23 protein-coding genes are annotated in these 20323 nt (G+C 42.5%); 12 read left to right on the plus strand and 11 right to left on the minus strand.

The genetic code is table 11. The annotated features are described in order from the left end of the window. Window positions 1–59: 59 nt before the first annotated feature. Window positions 60–1133, plus strand: a complete 1074-nt coding sequence (locus JU57_RS04755; RefSeq protein WP_037957625.1) for an AI-2E family transporter — start codon at window positions 60–62, stop codon at window positions 1131–1133. 15 nt (window positions 1134–1148) lie between these two features. Here JU57_RS04755 and JU57_RS04760 read toward each other — a convergent pair whose 3' ends face one another. The 6 genes from JU57_RS04760 to JU57_RS04785 all read right to left on the minus strand — a co-directional run bounded on the left by JU57_RS04760 (window position 1149) and on the right by JU57_RS04785 (window position 7376). Next, window positions 1149–1802 carry a hypothetical protein gene (locus JU57_RS04760; RefSeq protein ID WP_037957629.1) on the minus strand — a complete coding sequence of 218 codons (654 nt, stop codon included), beginning with the start codon at window positions 1800–1802 and terminating at the stop codon, window positions 1149–1151. 68 nt (window positions 1803–1870) lie between these two features. Then, window positions 1871–2470, minus strand: a complete 600-nt coding sequence (locus JU57_RS04765; protein ID WP_037957632.1) for a hypothetical protein — start codon at window positions 2468–2470, stop codon at window positions 1871–1873. Window positions 2471–2612: 142 nt separating this feature from the next. After that, window positions 2613–3755 (minus strand): MFS transporter, encoded by a 1143-nt coding sequence (locus tag JU57_RS04770; RefSeq protein ID WP_037957633.1) that lies wholly within the window; start codon window positions 3753–3755, stop codon window positions 2613–2615. Window positions 3756–3763: 8 nt separating this feature from the next. Further along, complete coding sequence (locus JU57_RS13675; protein WP_051906599.1) at window positions 3764–4177, minus strand: MarR family transcriptional regulator; 414 nt, start codon at window positions 4175–4177, stop codon at window positions 3764–3766. A 154-nt stretch (window positions 4178–4331) separates the two neighbouring features. Next, window positions 4332–6584: a sensor domain-containing diguanylate cyclase gene (locus tag JU57_RS13680; RefSeq protein ID WP_051906602.1), complete on the minus strand. Its 2253-nt coding sequence runs from the start codon at window positions 6582–6584 to the stop codon at window positions 4332–4334. Window positions 6585–6593: 9 nt separating this feature from the next. Next, window positions 6594–7376, minus strand: coding sequence for an ABC transporter substrate-binding protein (locus tag JU57_RS04785; RefSeq protein WP_037957635.1), 783 nt, complete (start codon window positions 7374–7376; stop codon window positions 6594–6596). Window positions 7377–7498: 122 nt separating this feature from the next. Here JU57_RS04785 and JU57_RS04790 point away from each other — a divergent pair, with 122 nt between their 5' ends. The 8 genes from JU57_RS04790 (at window position 7499) to JU57_RS04825 (ending at window position 13699) form a co-directional block, all read left to right on the plus strand. Continuing rightward, the gene (locus tag JU57_RS04790) at window positions 7499–7687 is read left to right on the plus strand and encodes a hypothetical protein (protein ID WP_025345924.1); all 189 of its coding nucleotides are present in this window, start codon (window positions 7499–7501) and stop codon (window positions 7685–7687) included. Between the two features lie 75 nt (window positions 7688–7762). Next, entirely contained in the window at window positions 7763–8353 is a 591-nt protein-coding gene (yedF, locus tag JU57_RS04795) for a sulfurtransferase-like selenium metabolism protein YedF (RefSeq protein ID WP_037957639.1), read from the plus strand. Window positions 8354–8468: 115 nt separating this feature from the next. Beyond that, on the plus strand, window positions 8469–9500 hold the full coding sequence (selD, locus tag JU57_RS04800; RefSeq protein WP_037957641.1) for a selenide, water dikinase SelD: 1032 nt from the start codon (window positions 8469–8471) through the stop codon (window positions 9498–9500). Window positions 9501–9571: 71 nt separating this feature from the next. Further along, the gene (locus JU57_RS04805) at window positions 9572–9988 is read left to right on the plus strand and encodes a MotA/TolQ/ExbB proton channel family protein (protein WP_037957643.1); all 417 of its coding nucleotides are present in this window, start codon (window positions 9572–9574) and stop codon (window positions 9986–9988) included. Beyond that, the gene (locus tag JU57_RS04810; RefSeq protein ID WP_037957645.1) at window positions 9975–10343 is read left to right on the plus strand and encodes a biopolymer transporter ExbD; all 369 of its coding nucleotides are present in this window, start codon (window positions 9975–9977) and stop codon (window positions 10341–10343) included. The genes JU57_RS04805 and JU57_RS04810 overlap by 14 nt, the downstream gene beginning before the upstream one ends. Next, window positions 10340–10981 (plus strand): energy transducer TonB, encoded by a 642-nt coding sequence (locus tag JU57_RS04815; RefSeq protein ID WP_037957647.1) that lies wholly within the window; start codon window positions 10340–10342, stop codon window positions 10979–10981. The genes JU57_RS04810 and JU57_RS04815 overlap by 4 nt, the downstream gene beginning before the upstream one ends. A 253-nt stretch (window positions 10982–11234) precedes the next feature. Continuing rightward, a complete protein-coding gene (locus JU57_RS04820; protein WP_037957648.1) occupies window positions 11235–13220 on the plus strand; it encodes a TonB-dependent receptor in 1986 nt (661 codons plus the stop codon). A 128-nt stretch (window positions 13221–13348) separates the two neighbouring features. After that, a complete protein-coding gene (locus tag JU57_RS04825) occupies window positions 13349–13699 on the plus strand; it encodes a hypothetical protein (RefSeq protein WP_037957650.1) in 351 nt (116 codons plus the stop codon). Here JU57_RS04825 and JU57_RS04830 read toward each other — a convergent pair. Next, window positions 13696–14268 carry a DedA family protein gene (locus tag JU57_RS04830; protein ID WP_037957652.1) on the minus strand — a complete coding sequence of 191 codons (573 nt, stop codon included), beginning with the start codon at window positions 14266–14268 and terminating at the stop codon, window positions 13696–13698. The two genes, JU57_RS04825 and JU57_RS04830, sit on opposite strands and share 4 nt — an antisense overlap. 327 nt (window positions 14269–14595) lie before the next feature. Here JU57_RS04830 and JU57_RS04835 point away from each other — a divergent pair, with 327 nt between their 5' ends. Next, window positions 14596–15897: a DNA polymerase IV gene (locus JU57_RS04835; protein WP_037957653.1), complete on the plus strand. Its 1302-nt coding sequence runs from the start codon at window positions 14596–14598 to the stop codon at window positions 15895–15897. Between the two features lie 61 nt (window positions 15898–15958). On the opposite strand, the gene JU57_RS04840 is transcribed toward JU57_RS04835, so the two are convergent. The 4 genes from JU57_RS04840 to JU57_RS04855 all read right to left on the minus strand — a co-directional run bounded on the left by JU57_RS04840 (window position 15959) and on the right by JU57_RS04855 (window position 17993). Further along, window positions 15959–16303, minus strand: coding sequence for a type II toxin-antitoxin system HicB family antitoxin (locus JU57_RS04840; protein ID WP_037957655.1), 345 nt, complete (start codon window positions 16301–16303; stop codon window positions 15959–15961). Then, window positions 16296–16550, minus strand: coding sequence for a type II toxin-antitoxin system HicA family toxin (locus JU57_RS04845; protein WP_037957657.1), 255 nt, complete (start codon window positions 16548–16550; stop codon window positions 16296–16298). Before JU57_RS04845 ends, JU57_RS04840 begins: the two co-directional genes overlap by 8 nt. A gap of 164 nt (window positions 16551–16714) precedes the next feature. Continuing rightward, window positions 16715–17563 carry a hypothetical protein gene (locus tag JU57_RS04850; RefSeq protein WP_294875939.1) on the minus strand — a complete coding sequence of 283 codons (849 nt, stop codon included), beginning with the start codon at window positions 17561–17563 and terminating at the stop codon, window positions 16715–16717. 205 nt (window positions 17564–17768) lie between these two features. Beyond that, window positions 17769–17993 (minus strand): hypothetical protein, encoded by a 225-nt coding sequence (locus JU57_RS04855; protein ID WP_037957659.1) that lies wholly within the window; start codon window positions 17991–17993, stop codon window positions 17769–17771. A gap of 163 nt (window positions 17994–18156) precedes the next feature. On the opposite strand from JU57_RS04855, the gene JU57_RS04860 reads away from it, so the two are divergent. Beyond that, window positions 18157–18846 carry a response regulator transcription factor gene (locus JU57_RS04860; protein WP_037957660.1) on the plus strand — a complete coding sequence of 230 codons (690 nt, stop codon included), beginning with the start codon at window positions 18157–18159 and terminating at the stop codon, window positions 18844–18846. After that, a complete protein-coding gene (locus JU57_RS04865; RefSeq protein ID WP_037957663.1) occupies window positions 18836–20251 on the plus strand; it encodes a DUF3365 domain-containing protein in 1416 nt (471 codons plus the stop codon). Before JU57_RS04860 ends, JU57_RS04865 begins: the two co-directional genes overlap by 11 nt. The last annotated feature ends 72 nt before the right edge of the window (window positions 20252–20323 follow it).

Consider the following 20323-nt stretch of genomic DNA (forward strand, 5'->3'; position numbering starts at 1 on the left):
TATTCTATAGGGTATACTGTAGTTTAACGGTCGATAGATCACACACAAAGGTAGATACGATGAGGCAAAACTCTTTTTTACACTGGCTCGGATTTGGGATTTTTGTGCTGATTGTTTGGCTCTTTTTTCCTTTTTTGAAAAGTTTTTTTGTTGCACTCTTGATGGCACTAGCCGTTTCGCCACTGCATCATCGCTTGCAACGATTTCTCGCCAAACAACCCCGACTTAAAAAAATTGCGCCGGTGCTTTCGGCGAGCATTGTGACCTTGGTATTTTCGTTGATTATTTTTGTGCCGATCACGCTTTTTTTATTCAATCTTCTCAGTCACCCTTCCGATACGCTCGATCTCATTCGCTCCGTTGGCGATCAAATTGAGGCGCAAAGCAAGCATCTGTCGAGTTATCTGACGTGGATTGTCTCTCCCATTGAGAGTTTGATCGAGATGTCTAAACTGCACAAAGACGAGATTACCGCTACGTTAGCAAGCTTACTAGGTAATGGACTGAAAACGTTTATGGCGATGCTGGTGGATATGGCGATGGTCATTGTTTTTTTCTTTTTTCTTACCCTCTACGGGCGCAAAATCATTCTGTTTCTCTTTCCTATTATTCCTTTGGGTCGCTCGACCAAGCGCGAGTTTTTAGAAGAGATGACAACGACGATGGCGGTGGTGTTTTACTCTCTCACGGGAGTGATGGTTGCGCAAGGGGTTGCTTTTGGCGTTTTTATCGCATTTTTTGATGGTTACAATGCTTTGTTGTTAGGATTTCTTGCGGGGATCGCGTCGATTATTCCTATTGCAGGAACGGCCCTGGTGTGGATTCCGATTGCAGCCAATGAGTACTTTCAAGGCAATACCTTCAATGCCATTATTATAGCGGCGTATTCATGGGCGATGTTAGCCTTTTTTATTGACAATATTTTCAAGCTTATGTTGCTGAATTTTGTTAATAAAACGCTCAGTAACGGCAAAAAACGGGTCAATGAATTTATCATCTTTTTTGCGATTGTGGGTGGACTTGCTACATTTGGATTTTGGGGATTTATCTTAGGACCTGCGATTATCGCACTCGCCATTACGACGCTAAGAACCTTACGCAAAGCCAACCGCTCACATCTTGGTCATGCGTAAGACTGCATTAAAAGCTTAGTTTTTGGTGAGTACTTGGATCTCTTTTTGAAGTTTGTCCAGTTTTTTCATCAGGTGTTTGATTTCGCTGCCTTTCATGACATCGTCCATATCGGTGTTGGTGACGTTTTGGGTGGTCTCTTTAAAGGCTTGGCTGAGTGCTTCAAATTTTGCTTTGGCTTTTTCGACCAAAATTTCGTAATCATCGGCTAATGTCTCTTCAAGATCGTTGAGCTTACATGTAAGCTCATCTTTGTTTTTATACACATAATACGCGCTAATACCTGTAATTGTCGCACCGAGTGCGAAACTGAGTAAGTGATTTTGATTCATTGTGTCCTCTTTTGAGTTTTTATTTTTGCTAAAGAGCTGTGAAAAGAGTGTGATAGCAGTTGTAACATGGGAAAATTGAGCGATACTTCCCGATGCTTTCTGTGCTAAAAAACGACTTTTTTCTTCGAGCGTAGCTGTGAGGTCGCTGACATCGTCTAGCATGAATGTGACTTTTTGGCAAAGTCCACTTAATTCATTTTGACCTAGAGCGATAAACGCGGTTGCTTTGTGCATGGCAGTGATATGTTTAAGTGTAAGAAAAACAATAGCGACGGCGATAATAACCATGCACACCATGATAATCCCTATAAAAAGGGTGAGAAGCTGCTGATCATTCATTTGAGAGCCTTTCATATCTAGTATACTCTTCTTTATGAACATTACAGTTTGGTTTTAGAATTTAAGCCTTAGAACCGTGTTATATCCCATTTTCCGTCTTTGTAAATCAGCTTAAGGCTCTCTTTGGCACCTGCTTTAGTGGTATTGGTGTCGGTGTCGAACATTTCGTCGCATTCCAGCTCAAAATGGATCGTTTGATCATCCAGCCATACCGTGTTTTGTGTCACGCATTGATCGGGGTAGCGGTGTGAAAAAACTTTAAGAATTCGCTCATCGCCAAACGTATAAACGCTGATGGGATGGGACGCTTCGGCTTCGGTGACAAAAAAGATTCGCGAAGGGGAGAGATAGGGCATGACACTTAGCGGTGTCTCTTTGCCATCGCGTAAATCAATCGTATAATAAGACTCCATGTCAGGCATAAAATCGCTGTAAATAAGGTATTTTTCTTTCGCAAAACAGCCTTTAAGCGTGTAGAGGAGCGTTTTGAATTTGGGATCGCTGTTCACGTATTCGTCTTGAAGCGCTAGGGTTTGCCCGTTTTGAAGATGAACGATCATGCGATCATTTTTTTGCGTGAAAAAGGCTTTGCATTGTTCCAGTTGTGTGGTATTGACATCGTGCTCAAAATAGCTCATATCAGCGTTCAAATACAGAGCAAAGAACATGACTAAAATCCCATAAATACGTATCTATTTTTCTGACATGTAAAGATAGATGTGGAGACTTTGGCTAATTGACACTGCAAAACGGACAATGGTGTGTTCCATTCATGTTTTATTTTAAAGCTAAGCAATTTTTAATCCACAATTAGGCGTATTTTCTTCCTGTATGGGTAATGAGCGCATAAGCAATAAGCGTACACAGTGTGGCAACGAGATAAGGTACACTCATTCCCAAATGTTCCCCAATCAATCCAGAAGCAATAGGCGCAATCGCCGCCCCTCCCCAACGCAGAAAGTTGTATCCACCCGAGACAATGTTTCGCTCAAAACGACTTTGCATCACGTAGGTCGTAAACAAGGAGTTATTGATGCCTGAGAGCAGACCACTCAGCACGATGAGAACAACCATCATCCAGAGGGCATGAACGCTCATCAGTCCTATCAAAACAGCACTGAAACACAAAAGCACGACAGGAATAATTTTCTGCGCACGCCAATGGCGCTCCAAACGGGTACTGAGCACAATGGAACCCAATGCCAGTGCCAATCCCCACCCAAAAAAAAGCAGTCCAATTTCAATCGGAGTCATATGCACCACAAGTGGCGAATAGGCTAAAACAACGAAAAAAGCGTAGTAGTAAAACATCGCTCCAATGGCGATTTTTAAAAATTTAGCATCGCAAAAAAGGGCTTTGAGCGCACCCAGACCTGCTGGCGTAGGTGCTTTTTTCTCCGCAGGCTCTTTGACAAAAAAGAGGACTAATACAAAAGCAAAAACGGTTAAAAAACCTGTGATTAAGAAAGGATAACGCCATGAAAATTGCCCGACAAATCCACCTAAAAGTGGCCCTGTAGCGATGCCAAATCCAATCGCACCTTCAAACAGACCAATGGCTTTGTGGTAATCAGGCGAGAGTGCAATCAGCAAAATGAGTGCGGTAGCAAAAAAGTGCGCATTGCCGTATCCCCATGCGGCGCGAAAGAGAGCTAAAGAGGTAATCGTCTCAGACGTGGAGCATAATATGGCAGAAATCGCCACAGCCAAGAGTCCAAATGCCATAACGTTTTTATCGCCAAAACGACTGGCTAACATACCAGCAGGAATCATAATCACCGCCATCATCATGATGTAGGCGCTAAAGAGAAGTTCAACTTGCCAATTTGTAGCACCGAGTTGTTTGGCAATATCAGGCAAAATGGGGTCAACGACGCCCATTCCCATAAACGCGAGAAAGGTTGCAAAAGTGGTTATTTTTTGCGCGAGCGCATTTTTGTGCTGTGAAAACATGAGAGACCTTAGGATATTTTTTCTAAAAGAGCAAAGAGGGTTTGTTTCTCTTCGGGGGTAAAAAGGTTTGATAAGTTTTGGCGAAAAGCATTGACGATGGTTTCGGTGCGCGCTAACATCGCTTTTCCCTCAGCTGTGACTTCGATGAGGTTGGCACGTTTATCGCCTAAAACCTCTTTTTTGATGATCAACCCCTTTTTTTCCAATGAATCAAGCGTGCGACTGACTGTTGTTGGACTTTTGTTGAGCATGGTAGCGAGTGTGGTTTGGTTCGCTTTTTCGCAAGAGCTTAAAATTTCAAGCAGAATGCGCTGTTCGGGGGCAATGCCTTCTTCATTGAGAAGGGTAGTAATGGCTTGATTGATTCGATTGGCGGTGTGAGCTATTCGAAAACCGACACTGTTGTGAACCGCTTCTTTCATGAGAACTCCAAATATTTGTATATGCAATTATTGCGTATACAAGCTTATAGAGATTTAAAAAGATTGAAGTAGTCTGTTTATTGATTTAAGCAAATATTTCATTTACATGTAAAGTGTACATAGTGAGAGTTATTACGTCAAAAAAAAGCAAAAATTACTCCATTGGATTATTTTGATCGTAAAAATAGACTTGGCCACGTCCACTCTCTTTGGCTTGGTACATTGCGATGTCGGCTTCTTTGATGAGCATTGCACCATCGATGTTTGTGCGAGAACCAAAAATGGTACAGCCGATGCTAGCACCAAGGAGATAATTACCGTGGGCGAGGGCGTAGGGTTCGCATAAGAGGGCTAGAATCTTTTTGGCAATGCTTTGCGTCAGATGCTCCGCAATGCCTTTTTGCGTGCCCAAATTTTTAAGTAAAACGATAAACTCATCGCCTCCAAGGCGTGCGACCATATCGCTTTCGCGAATACTCTCTTTGAGTCTTGAAGCGGTTTGAATCAAGAGCATATCGCCAGCGTCGTGTCCATGTGTGTCGTTGAGCTCTTTAAAATGGTCCAAATCAATAAAAAGAAGTGCTCCAAAATGGTTCTCTTCGATGCTGTGGCGAATGGTCTGCTCTAAAGTTTCATCGAGTAAGCGTCGGTTGGCAAGATGGGTGAGTGGATCGTAGTAGGCGAGTGCTTGTATCTGTTGTTGCGCTGCTTTGTGGGTTGTGATGTCGTTAAAATTGGCAATATAATGCGTTGTTTTCCCTTTGGTGTCGCGAATAGCGGTGATCGTGATGGATTCGGCATAGATTTCGCCATTTTTGCGCTTGTTCCACAGTTCGCCTTGCCAATAGCCATGCTCCAAGAGTGCTTTCCACATCGATTCGTAAAAGGCATGGTCATGCTTATCGGATTTGAGAATACGTGGCGTTTGACCAATCATCTCATGCTCACGGTAGCCCGTGATGCGCGTAAACGCTTCATTGACCTTCACGACTCTCTCTCTGGCATCGGTGATAAGAATCGCCTCTTGTGTCTCAAATGCAACCGCGGAGAGGTGAAGTTGCTCGGCTCTTTTTTGCGCATCGATGTTGATGTACACTCCCGTAAGAAGGGTAGGTTCATGCTCTTTTGACCATTCGATGACTTTACCGCGCACCTGAATCCATACCCATAGTTCATTGACGGTTTTCATACGCCGCTCAATCAAAAAGCTTGAGTTTGCCTCGATTTGTTCTTGGATGAATAAGCGCATATTGAGGGCATCTTCAGGATGCGTTAGGGCAATAATTTTGTCCCATGAAGGCTCAAAAGCGCCAGGTTCTAGTCCCAGAAGAAGAAAACATTGTGGATCCCACGCGATACGATTGATTTTAAAATCCCATGTCCAAAGTCCCGTTTGGGTCGCTTCCATTGCCACGCGGAACTGTTTTTCATACGAGAGTTGTGCTCGTTGGCGTTCGTTCTCTTTGTAGTAGCGCACAATCAATGCCAGCGCAAGAGCGCCTGAGAAAACAATGAGTAGCGTGGTAATCCCAAGCACTTTTTGGCGCTCTTTATCCCAGTAACCAAGAGCATTGGACTCATTGGTGTGTACCTCAACCACAAAAGGGAAAAACTTTGCCACGCGAAACACATTGAGCGTGGGTTGCTTGTGGATGCCGATATGGGTGAAAAAATCGTCAGTGTCTTGGGGATGTTCTTGGCTGTAATGCGAACTTCCAAGCCGTGTGTTTGGATCACTGCTGAAGAGCGAAATCCCATCAATGCGCCATAACGTGAGCGAACCTTGCTCAAGAGGAAGCGTATAAGTGTAGCGGTTACTGAGATAATCCATGTTGAGGTTGGCGATCACAAAATAGGGGCGTTTTTCAAAAGAGACTTTTTTCAGCAAAGGCAAAAAGCTAATGGCATCTGTTTGAACAGGATTCTGGATGCTACTCTCTCGTGCCACATCAAAATCCCTTCCCTCCCAAGGTAGACCAATGCGCAGTAGCGGTGTCTCCCCAAATGGAATGGGCAAAAAATGCTCCAATGAAATGCGCTTCCCGATATTGGGCTTATGAGAGCTAGCGATAATGCCTTCTTTTTCATCTAAAAGTGACAGAGATCTCAGATACGGTGCGTTACGCAAAAGTTCGTTAAAAATGGAGAAAAGTCCCTCTTGCGAAGGTTCTTCATGGCTAAGAGGGGCTAGCCGGTCCATTGTGAGGCTGATGTGTTGCAGTGTTTGTGAAAAGTGTTCTTCCAGCGTATAGGCATGAAGATTGGCAATGTGGCGATGGGTTTGAATTGCCTCTTGGCGCAAGTTGGAAAGTGCTACAAAAATGAGTCCGATCAGAAGAGCAACGATGATAATCCCTGCTATAAAATAGCGTACGATTTTTTTCTCTCTTCGTAGAAACGTCTGCATAAGGCTCTCCTACTTAGGAAAAACAATCGGCTCTAAATGGTGACGCTTCGCCGCTTCCAAAAGCCTTCCATCGTGTTTGATTGCCACGATAAATACTTCGACTTTTCCTTGGAATGCAGGCTCATTTTGAGCCATCGCCCAACCATAGGGAACCACATTAAAAGGTTTTGTTGGTGCAATCAGTTTTGCCCACTCGCGCTCTTCAACCATGCGAATCCCAAAAGGATAATCGGTCATAAACACATCCGCACGCCCCGCTTCCACCTCCTGTTCTCTTGCATGCAACGAATCAACGACGCGTAATTGAGCTTTTTGCAGACTCTTTTGCATGAGCGCTACATGGTATGTTCCCTTCGCCACGGCAACCACGACACCCTCTTGGTCGATGTCATCCCATGTTTGAATGCGTTTGTTACTTTTGGATGTGACGGCGTAAACATCGCTTGCAAGATGTGGGGAGGTAAGATAAAGACGCTCTTTGCGTTCGGGTGTGTGTCCGATGGCAAACATCGCCATATCGCATTTTTGGGTTGTGATGTCTTGAATCAGCGTAGCAAAAGAGCTCTCTTTAAATGCAAGATTCACGCCCAACTCTTTGGCGAACTCTTTGGCAAGATCGACATCGATGCCCATGAGTTCTTGGGTTCTTGGATTGACATAGGAGATACTATAATACTCAGGCCAGATACAGACACGAATTTTTCGAGTTTCCAAGATGGTGGAGAGAACATCGGCACACAGTGAAACGCTCAACGTAGTGATCAGCGTAAGGATTAAAAACAGATGTGCCATGTGCGAACCCTTTTCATAAACGCAAATATTAGGATTTATAGTATAACACAAAAAGATTTTCTAAATTCATAATTTAATTAAATCGTGCTAGAATAAAGGCACCAAAGCGAAAGGAGCTTACAATGTTTGTTAAGTTAAATGATAGAGTTTACCTCAATGCAGATCGCATTACACGCATCAAAATTGATGAAGTGCAAGATGGGATTCGCGTGCGTTTTTACGAAGGTCAAAATCAAGTGGCAAAAAGCCACAAGTTTGATAGCGTTGAAAAAGCAAGTGCGTGGGTTGAAAAAACCATGAACCAAAAATAAGAGAGGATCACTCCTCTCTTCCCTCTTTTTTAGGTCTAAGGTTTAGACTGACTTAATTACTTACTGGAGAAAACAATGAAATTAGATTGCAGTGGTTTGGCATGCCCAGAGCCTGTTTTACAAACCAAAAAAGCGTTAGAAGAACTTCCCAATGACTCTGTTCTTGAAGTAACGGTGAGTTCTTTAGCGTCCAAAGAGAATGTGATGCGTTTTGCACAAAATGGCGGATTTGACACGCGTGTGCAAGATGTGGAAGGTGGCAAAAGCCTCATAACCATCGTCAAAGGTTTTACATGTAACGTGGTTGGGAATACAAAAGATGAACTATTTTTAGACAAAACCCTGTTTCTCAAAAGCGATAAAGTAGGCGATGGCGAACTGGGTGCGAAACTGATCGTCGGTTTTTTGAAATCCACGTTGGAGCTTCCCAAATTGCCTCGTCGCATCATCTGTGTCAACCAAGCCGTCCTTTTAACAACGGCCGATGAGAGTGCGCCCATTATGGAAGTACTTAGAGCACTGGAAGCCAAAGGTGTTGAGATCTATTCCTGCGGTGTCTGTTTAGAGTTTTATGGTGTGAACGATAAGCTTAAAGTCGGTAAAATCGGTAACGCTTTTGGAACGATAGAGATGCTTTTTGGCGGAGAGGGTACTATTTCATTGTAATAACGCTTTCAAAGCAAAGCTTTTCAAACTACGTTAACACTGGGTTTTCCTCAGCGGAAGGCTCATACTACTTCTTGATCATTTAATGCTCAAGAAGTTGAAATTAAGGTACTAAATGAACAACGAAGCAAAATTGACCAAATACGTCAAAGCTGCGGGTTGCGCTGCCAAGCTGGGTCCGGGAGACCTCACAGAAGCATTGGGAGGACTCTCTTGCACGCATAAGAATGTTTTGGTCGGCATGGATACGAGTGATGATGCCAGTGTCTATTATCTGGATGAAGAACGCGCCCTCGTCCAAACGGTGGACATCATCACCCCTGTGGTGGATGATCCTTTTGTGTACGGACAGATTGCTGCGGCAAACTCGCTGAGCGATGTGTTTGCGATGGGTGGCGAAGTCGCTACAGCGATGAATATCGTAGGCTTCGATGGCTGTCATCATCCTCGTTCGGTGCTTAAAGAGATACTCGCAGGCGGACAAAACAAAGTTCAAGAGTGCGGTGCCATCATCATCGGCGGACATACGATCGAAGCGCCTGAGATGACGTATGGCATGAGTGTCACAGGTTTTGTACATCCTAAGAAGATTTACCGCAACAACACACCACGCATCGGCGATGTGCTGATTTTGACCAAGCCTCTTGGTATGGGCATTTTAACGACGGCGATTAAAGCAGATATGCTGGAAAATTCGGTGATTGAAAAAGTAGCGTCAATCTTAGCAACGCTGAACCATAAAGCGTCTCAAATCATGAGAAAATACGACGTGAGTGCATGCACCGATGTGACAGGTTTTGGACTCTTTGGACATGCGTCAGAGATGAGTTTCAATCAAGTGACCATCGCATTTGAGATGCAAAATATCCCCATTTTAGACGAAGCCAGAGCGCTCGCGGATATGGGCATCATCCCTGCAGGTGCGTACAATAACAAAAGCTATTTAAGCTCCAAAGTAGACGCTAAAGTGCCGCACAAAGATGAGATCATCTTGTACGATGCACAAACTTCGGGAGGACTTTTGATCGCGGTGTCACAAGATGACGCACCCAAACTTTTACAACATCTACTTGATGAAGGGTTAACATACAGCGCCATTATCGCAGAAATTTTGCCATTGGGTGAAAAGCCACTGCTTTACATGTAAAAGTATTTAACACTAATTTAACACTTCGTCTATAAACTCACCCCTTAGGAAAATTGGGGTGAGGAGTGGGCATGGAGTATCTTAAATTTGCGATTGATTATGGCGTGTTGGGAGTTCTTTTTGCGATGAGCATCCTCTCGTGTGGGCTTTTTGTTGAGCGTGTTTTTTTCTATAAAGCGTTAGATGTTACTTCGTATAAAACCAAAAAATCATTGGAAATTGCGCTGAGCGATCATCTTACCACCATTGCGACCATCACTTCCAATGCGCCTTACATCGGGCTTTTAGGCACAGTTCTTGCGATTATGCTTACCTTTACAAATATGTCAGAACAGAGCATTGAAACGTCCAAAATTATGAGCTCACTGGCACTTGCGCTTAAAACAACAGCCGTTGGACTGGTTGTTGCTATTGTATCGATGGTATTTAACAACATTTTAGTGCGTTACTCTGAGCGATTTTTAGCAGTGTTCGATGAAGAAATTTGATAGCATCAACGTCATCCCTTTTGTCGATATTTTGCTCGTTTTATTGACGATTGTGCTGATGACATCGACCTTTATCGCCAAAGGAATTTTGCCCATTGATGTACCAAAATCTGCTTCAACCCAGACGCTAGAGCCTTCCAGTGTGGTTTTAAGCATTGACGAGCAGGGCGCGCTTTTTTTGGAAAAAACGCCCATCTCTCGCGAAGCACTCCAAAACCATCTTGATACCCTAACCAACGAGACGCATTTTTCGATCAACTGTGCGAAACAAGCTCCGTTTGAGTTTTTTGTGACTCTTTTGGATATGCTCAATGCGCACCATTTTAAATCGATTGATATTGTAATTGAAAAATGAGACGACTGAGTTTTGCCTTACTGCTTTCGTTGATTTTACATCTTGGGTTGCTTCTGTTTTTCATGATGTTTACACCTCAAAAGCCAAAAATTTTGGCTCAAAGTGCACCTGTTTCTCTACGAATCAGCACAGTCATTGCGCAAAGTGAAGCGCCAAAACACGAGGTACATCAGCAAGAAGCGATACCACCTGAACAGCCTGAACCAGCACCTTTAAAAAAACTTCCCAAAAAAGAGAAACCCTCCAAGCCTGTTTCCCTTCCTATGGCAAACACGGCTTTGGAAAACAACGTCTCCGCTCCTATAGCAGACGCCTCACCGCTTCTTACTCCAACACCTCAGAGTGAATCTCACAGCGAAACCCCCTCGTATTTAGACCTGCATAAAGATGAAATCGCTCAAGCGCTTCAGCGTGCCAAATCCTACCCTGAACTTGCGCGAAGACGCTCCATTGAAGGTGTGGTGGAAGTGAGTTTTATCATCAAGCCCACAGGTGAAGTCGAAGAGGTGGAAGCCATTTCTAAAAGTCAGCTTCTAAGCAAGGCAGCCATCGAGAGTGTGCACAAAGCCAAAGGTTATTTTCCGCTTCCTTTGGAAAATGTGACGATTAAAGTGCCGATTGTTTACCGCCTAAAATAATAGACTTCTTGCCTAACCCCTTGAAAAAAGAGTATCGCTGATAGCGCATCACTTTTTGAAACTAAAAACATCGCCATAGTTTCGGCTATGACTCAATTTTGAGTTTCAAAAATTAACGCACTCTAAACGAGCTCTTATCTTTTCAAGGGGTTAGGCAAGAAGTCTAGTTTTTAACACAAATTTGACACTAATTTAACAGTGATTTAACAAAGACTTTTTATACTCCAAGATTCGTAAAATCATGGGAGGTCGTATGAAAAGAGTTTTGGGCATTTCGTTGGTCGTATCGACGTTTTTAATGGCAGAAACAGGCGTTTTAGAAGCCATTACCGTTGAAGGTGAAACCTTCTCAAAAGAGGTCAAAAATATTAGTGGGGAAGAGCTAAAATCAGCCGATCTTGCCGATGCACTTTCGCGCAACAGTGCATCGATTACGATGATTCGAGGCAGTGGCATTGCCAATGATATTATTTTGCGCGGGCAAAAGAGAGATAATATCAACGTTTTAATGGATGATGCCAAGATTTACGGTGCATGCCCCAATCGTATGGATCCTGCTATTACGCACATCAATGCAGACAATATTGAAAGCGTGAAAATCATTGAAGGACCTTATGATGTCGAGCATTTTGGAACATTGAGCGGTTTGGTTGTTGCTGAAACCAAAAATCCGACTAAAGAGCCAAACGGCGATGTTAATTTAGGAATCGGCAGTTACGGTTATCGTAAAGCTTCGGCTAGTGCGGGTGGTGGAAATGAGTATATTCGAGCTTTGTTTAGTGCGTCAACCGAACGAAGTGACCAGTACAAAGACGGTAACGGTGATACGTTTTATGACCAACTCGCTAAAACGACGACAGGAACTTATCAGTATAAAACAGATGATTTACGCGCCTATGAGAAAAAAACATTTATGGGAAAAGTTTTCATCACACCTGTGGAAAATCAAGAACTTCGTTTAGGCTACACGCTCAATCGTAGCGATAACGTGCTCTATCCTTCGCGTATGATGGATGCAGACTACGACGATAGTGATATTTATACCTTAGGTTACAGTCTTTACGACTTGGGAACGTTCTCTAAAGAACTTGCTTTAGAAGCATTTTATTCCACAGTAGAACACCCAATGTCGAATAAATACCGTAAAACAAGTTCGTCAACCAGCTATACGGTCAATAAACTTGAAACAGAAGTTAAAGGTGCCAAGCTTAAAAACGTGATGGATTTAGGTGGCGGAGAACTCACGTACGGTGTTGATACGAGTAAACGTAATTGGGATGGCAAGAAATATACCTATACCATTGCAACCGGAGCGGAAAGTGGTGTGACGCGAACGGGAATGCCCGATGTCGATACGACCAATCAAGCACTATTTGCCCATTACGACAAAACAATCGATCGCGTGAACGTTCAAGCAGGCGTGCGTTACGACGATACGGATATAAAAGCCCATCGTCAAGGCGTAGCAACGGTAACACGTTACGAGAACGATTATGAGGCACTTTCCGCCAATACGATTGTGACCTATAAAGCGACCGATAACGTGGACTATTTTATCGGTTTCGGTAAAGCTTCTCGTGTTCCTGATGGTAAAGAGCTTTACGGAGCGACCAAATCAACGGGTATTTTAGAACAAACGACCAATTACGAAACCGACTTGGGATTTAGAGTGCATTACGAAAACCTTGATCTAAAAGGCAAGATCTTCTATTCGGACTTGAAAGATTATATCTATTATAACGCTACAGCGCAAAAATACGTTAACGTTGATGCGACGATTTACGGAGCGACACTGGATGCTTCTTACGATATCGCAAGGGCATGGACGCTCGGTTATGGCATGAGCTACCTGAAAGGCGAAAAAGAGACGCCACTTGCAGGACAAACCGATAAAGATTTAGCGGACATTGTACCGCTTCGTGCCGTCACTTCACTCACATATCATGAGGGAGACCATCGTTTAAAAACGGAAGTGGTCGCGGCGAAACGTTGGGATAACGTCGATAGCGACAACGGAGAGCAAATCCTTGGAGGGTATGCTATTTTAAATGTCAAATACAACTACAACGTGACCAAACACTTTGATGTTACCCTTGGCGTTGACAATCTCTTCGACAAAACCTATGCGACCTCCAATACGTATAAAGACCTCAGTTTATTAACTGGAACGGACGGAGACGTGATGCTGATCAATGAGCCAGGTCGCTACCTCTACGCGAACCTTCGCTACACGTTTTAAGCGTTACATGTAAAGATGAGGTACCCATTTGGGTGCCTCATCTTGAGCCAATGCCCTCTTTAAAATCCTTTAACCTTTTTGTGCTACACTTCTTAGAAGAAGCAGGGATGGCTTGTGAAGGAGACTTTATGGAAGCAAAATACTATCTCTTATGCCCACTTTGCAGTTATGAAACCGAACACATCTCTCTGGCTCGAATATCCCGTCACACACGATTACAAAAAAAATGGATGGTCTGTCTTGATTGCCGTCATCTCCAAGAAAAACCTCACCCCAAACGACTTTTTTTCCAAGCGATTAAAGTGTTATGGTTACATGTAAAGCATTTTGTCTCAAAAGGACGTAAGCATAACCCTTCGATGATTTTTCCAAAAATGTTGCAAAAATCTTCCTGTCACAAGTGCCATAGCGCGCATCTGCTTGAGTGGGATGGCAACTGCCCAAAATGCGGAAGTGCTTTTTTGAAAAAAGTGGTTTAAGCACGAAGCGTTTTGCGCGAGATGTTTTTAAAGTAGAAAAAAAGTATTCCAACGACGATAAAAACAAACGGAAGCGCAAAGTACCAGTGCGTTTTCGCCCACGTAATGGCTCCCAAAATGACATCACCAAAAAACCACACAGGAAGGATGATCAACGCTGCCCAACACCACGCCGCGATGAGGTTAATGAAGGCGTATTTTTGAGCGCTATAGCCTGTAAGTCCGATGGCGATGGGAATGATGGTGCGCAGTCCGTAGAGGTAACGCTGCACAAAAATGATGGGCCAGCCATGTTTTTTCAGCAACAAGTGGGCTAAGGCAAATTTGCGTCGTTGCTGTTTAAGCGTGCGATGCACATAACTTTTGTTAAACCGTCCGATGTAAAAATAGAGCTGATCGCCCGCAAAACCACCCAATCCTGCGATAAAAATCGCTAAAAAGAGGTTCATATCGCCTGTGTGGCTTAAAAGTCCTGCCATCACCAACCCGCTTTCGCCCTCTAAAATACTCCAGAAAAAAAGGATGATATACCCATACTCTCGCATGCTTGATAGTAAAAATTCTTCCATAAGTGCCGTTTCGTTGATTTAAAGTATCGTATTCTACTTAAAAGTAAGACTTTTTTTGATTACAAAGGTTGAAGTGTTGAAAAAAAGGGGGAAGGGCAAAGAATTGCACTCAGACCGGGCAATCTGAGTGCATCTTTTAAAGTGATTGAGTGATACACAAAAAGGAGGTAATGTCTTGGTAAAGAAAGTATAGGCGAATAGATTAAACGTGGTATTAACCTAAAGTAAATAAAACAACAACCGTGATATTTCAAGGTGAAATAGTTTGAAACCTTTGCAAAAAATGGCGCTATACTCTTTGTATCTTTACATGTAAAAAGGGTTTGCGTGATTATTCATCTGGATTTGGACTGTTTTTTTGTCTCTGCTGAGCGCACGAGAACGCCAGAACTAAAGGGAAAACCCGTCGTGGTGTGCAAAAGTGGCGATACCAAAATCTTCAGCACGCAAGACAGTGAAAGCGTTATGACCGAATCAGTCGGAGGGTTTAACGGGTTGATGCAGCACAAAAAAGCATTTCAGGGGTTTGATCAAAACGCATGGAAAAGCGAGTTCTTGGATGAGCGGGGCAGGGTGCATGGCATTGTGATCGCCAAAAGTTATGAAGCGAAAAAATACGGCATCAAAACAGGCACATCCCTTCATGACGCGCTGGCAATGTGTCCCAAACTGCTCATTATTCCTAGCGATCATCTCTTTTACCAACTCCTCTCCACCAAACTGCGCACTTTTTTGGAGACGAAGATTCCCATCTTGGAGCAGTACAGCATCGATGAGTTTTGGGGCGATCTCAAGGGGTGGGTCAAAGAGGAGCAGACGCATGCGTTTATGGCGTCCTTGCAAAAAGAGATTTTAGAAAAATTCGATCTGCCCATCTCCATTGGCGCGTCGAGTTCCAAGTGGATCGCCAAATTGGCGACGGATTTTAGAAAACCCTACGGATTGACCTTGGTTCCTCAAAAGGAGATCGCTTCGTTTGTCTCACTTATGCCCATCGCCACGTTTCCGGGCATCGGGCGCGTGCTTCAAAAGAAGTTTGAGAGTTACGGCATCGCAACCTTGGGCGAAGTATTGGAGCATCGTAAACTGGTCTTGACGTGGGGAACCATCGGCAAAGATCTCATCGCACGCATCAGTGGAGCCGATAACGAACCTGTCGTGACCAAGAGAGATCGCCGTTCCATCGGTATTTCGCGCAATTTTCATGTGATTCATAACCGAGAAGAGGTGCTTCGCCGTGCGATTATTCTTTCCCGTCATCTCTCCTACACGATTGCCAAACTTGATCTGCATCCAACGACCTATTATCTGTACTTGCGCTATGAAAATGGCATCTCTTCAAAAAGTTCTCAAACGCTTGATCGCTCATTTAGCGAAGGAATGTACCGCGAATGGGTTGCGCAGATGATCGCATCGCTTGACACCCATCCGCATTATGGCGTGCTTCACCTAGGACTTGCGCTTTCAAACTTCATCACCCCCACGCAAACCAAAACCTTTTCGCTTTTGTATGCAGAGTCCGATGAAAAGTCAAAACGCTTGTCCGAAAAGCTCACCAAACTACGCGATAAATACGGTGCAGACATCATCCGAAGCGGGGTGGAGAAGCAAGAAAATGGTGCGGATTAGGGTTTACATGTAAAGATTTTTTTGGAGGTTGGAAAGGTTAGTCATCGTATGTGCGCGATGACTAATTGATGGAAAAATGGGTATCTTTAGCGATAAGACTTTTAATATAAGCGTTCAAAGACATTCCCACTTCCATCGCTTTACGTGCGGCTGCCATGTGAAGTTCAACGCCTGGGCGAATGTTAAACACGCCATTAAATTGTTTTTGTGGCTCTTTGCCGAGCTCTTTACATGTAAGTAAATAACTCTCAACAGCTTCTTGAAAATTGGTTTCGAGTTCATCAACACTTGTCGCTTCAAACGTGATCAGGTCATTAATAAATTCGATTTTACCAAAGAAACATCGGTCTTCATGACTGTATTCTACCGAGCCCGTATAGTTTTGATAGGTCAATACATTAGCCATCAAATGCCTCCTTAAGTTTGTCTTGTATCTGTTTTACCAGATACGTTTTGAGTAAATTGTCAGGATGGGGTTTATGAAGATTGATGATCGTGTCTTTAGCTTTATGGTAAAACTTCACTCTTGAGCCATCACCTTGTAATACTTCAAAGCCAAGTGCTAACATCAATGCGGAGAGTTCATTCCATGTTAAATTCTTTTTGGGTGGAACTTCCATAAATTTAGCCCAAAGTTTATCTTTTTTACTCATGTGAAATGATACTATTTTTTAGTTACAAAAATCAAGCAAAACGATAAAGCTGTGTTTCTAATTGTTCTTGGTTTAGCCCCAACTCTTGCTCTTTTTCTAAAATGATCTCTTCGATAGTTTGACTCATTATTTTTCTCCTGTTTGAGTTGTTTTATTGATTTTTTTTAAAAAACGTTGATAATCATCTGCCCCCGATTTGTCTGCATTTTTTTCCCAGTATGGTCTGGACTCTCATACACGTTTCCATAAACTTCATAGCCACAAACTTTTTTTCCAATGTGTTTATACATTCCAGTATGCCTAATATATGAATTATAAAGTGTCTCAATCTCTTGATTGCTAAGTTCAAATAAAACTCCCCCTCTTTCTCCCTGAGCAGCATTGAGCTGTTTAAGCTCTTGAAATTTTGATGCCCTAAAAAGTGGTGCTTTATTCGCATCCTCACCCACCAAAAGATTGCGTACTCTTACATATGTTTTCATCGTTATATTCAAGATTGCACAATAAAGAAGCACTTTACTTTTTGCTAGCTGTTTCCCGTAGATTTTTTGTATTTGAGGATTATCAAATAGCTTTTCAAACTTCAAGTACCACTCAAGTTCTTTTTGGTTCTGTTCTATATACCAAGGCTCTTCAAAGAAGGCATTTCTATTATGAAAGCCGTTGTAGTAGTACCCTTGTTTAAGTGAGTAAAAAAATGCAAACCCTGAGTAGGCTTGCAAATACGCCCTGTACATATTTTTATCTTCAATTGGCTTAGTTGAGAGTGTCTCTAAAAGTTCAAAGCTCTTTTTTAAAAAATGGATATGGGGTTCTCGAAAGTCTTTACCTGCGAGCTTATCATCGGGGACATTATTTCCATACAAAAAAAGTTCACCAAGAAGAGGAAACTCAAGCAAAGTTCTTCCAAGAAAATGAGGCTTTGGTAAAAATGTACGAATATTGAGTGAAAGCTTAGAAACAAATCTCTGTTTATACCCACGTCTTGGCATCGTAGTAAAAAGTGCTTTCACAAACTTTACAACGTTCATCACAACATAAAGCGTCACGATAAGATAAACACTCATCAACAACCAAATAAGAACGATCAACAAAAGGCTAATCATAATTTCCATTGGCTTTTCTTCTCATCTTTACATGTAAAGCTAAAGGCATAAAATTTTATGTGATTGAGTGTATTGTAGCAAAAATAGAAGGGGAAGGAGGGAAAACCCTTCCTCAATTCCCGACGGCTTTGCCTGTAAAATGATTGTGGACTTGTGCCCAGTAGAGTGCTATGACTTGGTGGGTTCGTGCTGCGACGAGGTTGGTTTTAAAGAGACCATTTTCACAGGTTTCGCATTTTTCAAGTTGTGTGGATAGGGCTTGGTAGGAGAGACGCTCAAGGTGGTAGCGTTTTTGTTTGCATGCTTCTTGAAAACAGGTTAAGGTTACAGCTGCCATTTTGGACTTCTTTGTCGTAATGCTAAAGAGATTATAAAACGTGATTGTGATATTGGTGTTGCATCGAAGCTTATAAATTACTTAAAAAATAATTTTATAAGCTTCGATGCGTTATCCTATCCTCCCAGAAGCATTAAATTGAATCAAATAGGGTTAAAAAAATATGAGTGAATGCAATCTTTTAGATGTTCTTTCCACTAAAAAAGTACTCTGTGTGGAAGATGAAGCCTGTATTTTGAGCAATATTGTTGAATCGTTAGAGCTTTTTTTTGGCAAAGTGGTTGGTGTCAAAGATGGCATTGAAGCACTCGATGAGGCAGAACGTAACTTGTACGATGTCATCATGCTTGACATCTCCATTCCACACCTTGATGGTTTGGACGTGGTGAAAAAAATCCGCGAATTTGATAAAAAAGTTCCTATTATCCTTCTTTCCGCACACACCGAACAAGAATACCTTTGGCGGGCTGTGGAGCTTAAGATCACGCGTTATTTGGTCAAACCTTACGATAAAAACACCCTGATTAAAGCCTTGGAAGATGTGGCATTGGAGCTGATTGGGCATGTGCCGATGTTTCAAATAACGCCTACATGTAAATACGATTTTTGCAAAAAAACGGTTCATCATAACGATGAAATTGTGCATCTCTCCAAAAGTGAGAGCAGGCTTTTGGAGTATTTTCTAAAGCGCCTCCATCAAACGGTGACGTATGAGCAGCTTTTTGATTATATGTGGGAGTTTGAACAGCCGAGTAAAGAGGCGCTCAAATCCATCGTCAAAGAGCTTCGCAAAAAAATCGATAACAATTTTATTAAAAATCTTTACGGCGTGGGGTACGTGTGTGAAATATAGCTTTAAAGTCATCGTAGCGCTGTTTGTCGTACTGTACGCCATCATTACGCTGCTTTTTTTCAATTTTTACCGCGAACTGGCGATGAAAGATGCGAGGCAAGAGGCTATCTTTATCTTAGACACGATGAATGCGATTCGTGATTATGTTTCGGTGGTACAGCGCCCTTTGATTGAGGAACTTAAAGCTAAAAAAATGTTGGCAGAAGATTTTTTTGATCCCAAATTGCTTTCCTCTTCGTACATTACCCGTGAAATTTACAATATTCAACGTGCCAAAAAGAACATCAATTATGACTATAAACTTATCGCGACAAACCCTTTGAATCCTAATCATGAGGGCAATAGCTTTGAAAATGAGATTTTAGATGATTTTAAAGAGGGAAAATACCAAGAGTATTCGCAAATTATTAAAGAAAATAACCAACCTTACTTCTTTGTAGGACTGCCGATTCACAATTCGCACCCCTCTTGTTTGGAGTGCCATACGATGAACAGTGCTCCCAAACGCATGATCGAGCAGTACCATACGATTCCCGATTTTCAAAGTAAAGTGGGCGACATTATCGCTATGATAACGTTTAAAATCCCCGTGTACAGCATCTTAACTTACCACATTAATGAGTTTGTGGTGGGTGGATCGGTCATGTTTATCGTGTTTATTGTCTTCATTTTGTTTATCTACAAAATTTACCGCAATGAACAACGTCTCAAAGAGAAAACCAACATGCTGATGATGAGTCAAAACCGCCTCGCTTCGATGGGCGAAATGATCGGCAATATCTCGCACCAGTGGCGCCAACCGCTCGCACAAGTTGGAACCATTTTGATCAATCTTGAATTGCACAGTGACAGAGACAAACTCACCAAAGAGAAGCTAACGCAAAAGATCAAGGAAGCGAATGATCAGCTTTCATTTATGTCAAGCACCATCGATGATTTTAAAAACTTTTTTGTGCCTGATACGTCTAATAAAGAATTCAGTGCGCAAGAGGTCATCTACAGGGCACAAAAATTGCTCAGTGCTTCGTTGGAAAAGTACGCGATTGCTGTGCAGATCGACATTCAAAGCAACTTTACACGCTTGGGGCATGCGAACGAGATTGTTCAAGTGCTCATTAACATCATGAACAATGCCAAAGAGGCATTTTTGGCACGGGACATTAAGGAGCGAACGATTCAGATTACCGCTTTTTTAGACAACGATATTCCCATCATTACGCTTCAAAACAATGCAGGGCGCATTGATGATGCGATTATTGAAAAAATCTTTGACCCGTATTTTACAACCAAAGAGTCGAGCAGTGGGCTTGGGCTTTACATGAGTCAGATGATCATCGAAAAAAACGGTGCGACACTGCGCGTTGAAAATGTTGATGACGGCGTTATGTTTACAATTATCTTTTAGTTTTTATATTTAACACAAATTTAATACTTCCCCCTTTTCTCCCCTTTTTTACTGATACTATTTCCAATGAGG

The sequence above is a fragment of the Sulfurospirillum sp. SCADC genome, assembly GCF_000743525.1.
Taxonomy (GTDB): Bacteria; Campylobacterota; Campylobacteria; order Campylobacterales; family Sulfurospirillaceae; genus Sulfurospirillum.

Bases quoted from the DNA above. Each gene is read 5' to 3' on its own strand.
- JU57_RS13680 (WP_051906602.1), bottom strand. From the start codon at position 6,584: ATGCAGACGTTTCTACGAAGAGAGAAAAAAATCGTACGCTATTTTATA.
- JU57_RS04790 (WP_025345924.1), top strand. From the start codon at position 7,499: ATGTTTGTTAAGTTAAATGATAGAGTTTACCTCAATGCAGATCGCATT.
- JU57_RS04785 (WP_037957635.1), bottom strand. From the start codon at position 7,376: ATGGCACATCTGTTTTTAATCCTTACGCTGATCACTACGTTGAGCGTT.
- JU57_RS04760 (WP_037957629.1), bottom strand. From the start codon at position 1,802: ATGAATGATCAGCAGCTTCTCACCCTTTTTATAGGGATTATCATGGTG.
- JU57_RS13675 (WP_051906599.1), bottom strand. From the start codon at position 4,177: ATGAAAGAAGCGGTTCACAACAGTGTCGGTTTTCGAATAGCTCACACC.
- JU57_RS04770 (WP_037957633.1), bottom strand. From the start codon at position 3,755: ATGTTTTCACAGCACAAAAATGCGCTCGCGCAAAAAATAACCACTTTT.
- JU57_RS04820 (WP_037957648.1), top strand. From the start codon at position 11,235: ATGAAAAGAGTTTTGGGCATTTCGTTGGTCGTATCGACGTTTTTAATG.
- JU57_RS04845 (WP_037957657.1), bottom strand. From the start codon at position 16,550: ATGAGTAAAAAAGATAAACTTTGGGCTAAATTTATGGAAGTTCCACCC.
- JU57_RS04830 (WP_037957652.1), bottom strand. From the start codon at position 14,268: ATGGAAGAATTTTTACTATCAAGCATGCGAGAGTATGGGTATATCATC.
- JU57_RS04755 (WP_037957625.1), top strand. From the start codon at position 60: ATGAGGCAAAACTCTTTTTTACACTGGCTCGGATTTGGGATTTTTGTG.
- JU57_RS04815 (WP_037957647.1), top strand. From the start codon at position 10,340: ATGAGACGACTGAGTTTTGCCTTACTGCTTTCGTTGATTTTACATCTT.
- JU57_RS04840 (WP_037957655.1), bottom strand. From the start codon at position 16,303: ATGGCTAATGTATTGACCTATCAAAACTATACGGGCTCGGTAGAATAC.
- selD (WP_037957641.1), top strand. From the start codon at position 8,469: ATGAACAACGAAGCAAAATTGACCAAATACGTCAAAGCTGCGGGTTGC.
- JU57_RS04825 (WP_037957650.1), top strand. From the start codon at position 13,349: ATGGAAGCAAAATACTATCTCTTATGCCCACTTTGCAGTTATGAAACC.
- yedF (WP_037957639.1), top strand. From the start codon at position 7,763: ATGAAATTAGATTGCAGTGGTTTGGCATGCCCAGAGCCTGTTTTACAA.
- JU57_RS04805 (WP_037957643.1), top strand. From the start codon at position 9,572: ATGGAGTATCTTAAATTTGCGATTGATTATGGCGTGTTGGGAGTTCTT.
- JU57_RS04765 (WP_037957632.1), bottom strand. From the start codon at position 2,470: ATGTTCTTTGCTCTGTATTTGAACGCTGATATGAGCTATTTTGAGCAC.
- JU57_RS04860 (WP_037957660.1), top strand. From the start codon at position 18,157: ATGAGTGAATGCAATCTTTTAGATGTTCTTTCCACTAAAAAAGTACTC.
- JU57_RS04855 (WP_037957659.1), bottom strand. From the start codon at position 17,993: ATGGCAGCTGTAACCTTAACCTGTTTTCAAGAAGCATGCAAACAAAAA.
- JU57_RS04810 (WP_037957645.1), top strand. From the start codon at position 9,975: ATGAAGAAATTTGATAGCATCAACGTCATCCCTTTTGTCGATATTTTG.